The organism is Thauera phenylacetica B4P (genome assembly GCF_000310225.1).
GTDB classification, from domain to species: domain Bacteria; phylum Pseudomonadota; class Gammaproteobacteria; order Burkholderiales; family Rhodocyclaceae; genus Thauera; species Thauera phenylacetica.
The window spans coordinates 1-2,400 of record NZ_AMXF01000380.1; the positions used below are offsets into that span (position 1 = coordinate 1).

General features: G+C 72.1%; 2 protein-coding genes. Both read right to left on the reverse strand.

Going from position 1 to position 2,400, the window contains the following annotated elements; translation table 11 throughout:
* Positions 1–103: 103 nt before the first annotated feature.
* Positions 104–1,036 (reverse strand): SphA family protein, encoded by a 933-nt coding sequence (locus tag C667_RS22200; RefSeq protein WP_004385847.1) that lies wholly within the window; start codon positions 1,034–1,036, stop codon positions 104–106.
* Between the two features lie 66 nt (positions 1,037–1,102).
* The coding region (locus C667_RS22205; protein WP_004385849.1) for an aldehyde dehydrogenase at positions 1,103–2,400 on the reverse strand (1,298 nt) is incomplete at its 5' end.

Below are 2,400 nucleotides of genomic sequence, written 5' to 3' on the forward strand. Positions count from 1 at the left end.
TGGGGTTCGGCGGATCGCGCCTTCCGGCGCTCCTACAGCGCATCCAGCCCGCGCCGCGCCCTTGTAGGAGCGCCGGAAGGCGCGATCCGGCGCCCCCGCGACGCTAGAACGGCATCACCAGCTTGAGCAAGGCCTTGTCGCCGCCGAAGCGGTTCTCGCGCTCGAACTCGTGCTGCCACTGCGCGATCAGCATCGTACCGCCTTTGGTCGAGTAGGTCAGGCTGGGACCGGCGGCGAGCACCTCGCCGCGGCGCCCGCGCGACCACACGCCCGGGAGCGCGTCGATGACCTCGCCGTCGACCTTGTCGTCGCCGGTCTGCTTGAGGTAATAGCCCGACAGGCCCACGCCCCAGGGGCCGAAGCGGCGCCCGACGAGGTAGTCCATGTGGAAGTCGTCGCCGGAGTCGTACTTCTGCCGCGCCGCGTCGGGCGCTGCCCGGAAGTCGTCGTTGCCGCCCTTGATGTTGTACATCAGCTTGGCCGAGACCTCCCAGCCGCCCTGCGACAGCCAGGTGAAGGCGAAGATCGGCTCGATGCTCCAGTAGTTGGCGCCGATGCTCTGGCGCGGATCGCCCGACTTGTAGCGCCCGGTCGGCAGGTTGATGTCCAGGCCCACCGTCCAGTGCCAGTCGCCCTTGTGCCAGGCGACGATGAAGGGGTCGATGGTGAGGTCGCCCAGCCCGCTCGCCGAGGCGCTGCCGCCGCCGAGGTTCAGGCGCTGGTGCACCACCGGCAGGATCACGTGGCCCGCCCAGTCCCCGCCCAGCACCTTGATGCCGCTCACCTTGACGAAGCGGAAGGCGTTGAACCAGGCGCTCGCCGAGGTGCCGGCGACGCGCTTGCCCTCGCCGTTGTAGAGGTCGCCGCTGTAATGGCCGAGGTAGTTGATGAAGTAGTTGCCCGGCGGCGGCACCGCGCCGGCGAACCAGGTCTCGATGCCGTTCGGGTACTGGTCGCCACCCTCCTTGGCGCCCGCCGTGCCCGCGGCGAGCGCGCCGAGCGCGACGAGGATTGCGTTGCGAAGCTGCTTGTTCATGAGGTCTCCTCCCTGTTCTTTTCGGTATGTGCGATGCGGGCCGCAGCCCCCTGGGCCGCGGGCGTCTCAGAACGGATAGTGGCGCGGGCTCGTCTGCATCGTGATCCAGCGCAGCTCGGTGAAGGCCTCGATGCCGGCCTGGCCGCCGAAGCGTCCCCAGCCCGAGTCCTTGACCCCGCCGAAGGGCATCTGCGCCTCGTCGTGCACGGTGGGCCCGTTGATGTGGCAGATGCCCGACTGGATGCGCCCGGCGACCTGCCAGGCGCGCGCCAGGTCGCGCCCGAACACCGCGGCGGCGAGGCCGAAGGGGTTGTCGTTGGCGCAGGCGATGGCGGCCTCGGTGCCGTGCACCCGCACGATCGCCTTCACCGGGGCGAAGGTCTCCTCGTGGTAGATGCGCATCTGTGCGGTGACCTCGTCGAGCAGCGTGGCGGGCATCAGCGTGCTGTCGGCCTTGCCGCCGCACACGAGCCGCGCGCCCTTGGCGAGGGCGTCGTCGATGAGCGCGTTGCAGCGCTCGACCGTGCGCTGGTCGACCACCGAGCCGAGCACCACCGGGCCCTTGCGCGGGTCGCCCAGGGGCAGGCCCTGCGCGCGCGCCGCGAGGCGGGCGACGAAGTCGTCGGCCACCGCCGCGTCGACGATGATGCGCTCGGTCGACATGCAGATCTGCCCCGAGTTGGCGAAGGCGCCGAAGGTGGCGGCCGCCACCGCGGCGTCGAGGTCGGCGTCGTCGAGCACCACGAAGGGCGCCTTGCCGCCGAGCTCGAGCACCGCCGGCTTGAGGTACTTCGCGCAGGTCTGCGCGATCAGGCGGCCGACGTGGGTCGAGCCGGTGAAGTTCACCCGGCGCAGCGCCGGGTGCGCGACCATGGCCTCGACCACCGCGCCGGCGTCGGCCGGGGCGTTGGTGACGAAGTTCACCACGCCCGCCGGCAGCCCGGCGTCCTGCAGCGCCTCGATGATCAGGCCGTGGGTGGCCGGGCACAGCTCCGAGCCCTTGAGCACCACGGTGTTGCCGCAGGCGAGCGGGGTGGCGATCGCGCGCACGCCCAGGATCACCGGGGCGTTCCAGGGCGCGATGCCGAGCACCACGCCGGCGGGCTGGCGCACCGCCATCGCCACCGAGCCGGGCACGTCCGAGGGCAGGATGCTGCCCTCGATGCGGGTGGTCAGCGCGGCCGCCTCGAGCAGCATGCCGGCCGCCAGGTGCACGTTGAAGCCGGCCCAGATCGCCGAGGCGCCGGTCTCCGCGGCCATCGCCGCGGTGAAGGCCTCGGCGCGCGCCTCGAGCGCGTGCGCGGCCTTCATCAGCAGCGCGCGGCGCTCGCCCGGGCCGGTGGCGGCCCAGGCCGGGAAGGCCG

What these genes read in the sequence shown, in the direction of transcription:
- C667_RS22200 (WP_004385847.1), bottom strand. Translation starts at nt 1,036, where the DNA reads ATGAACAAGCAGCTTCGCAACGCAATCCTCGTCGCGCTCGGCGCGCTC.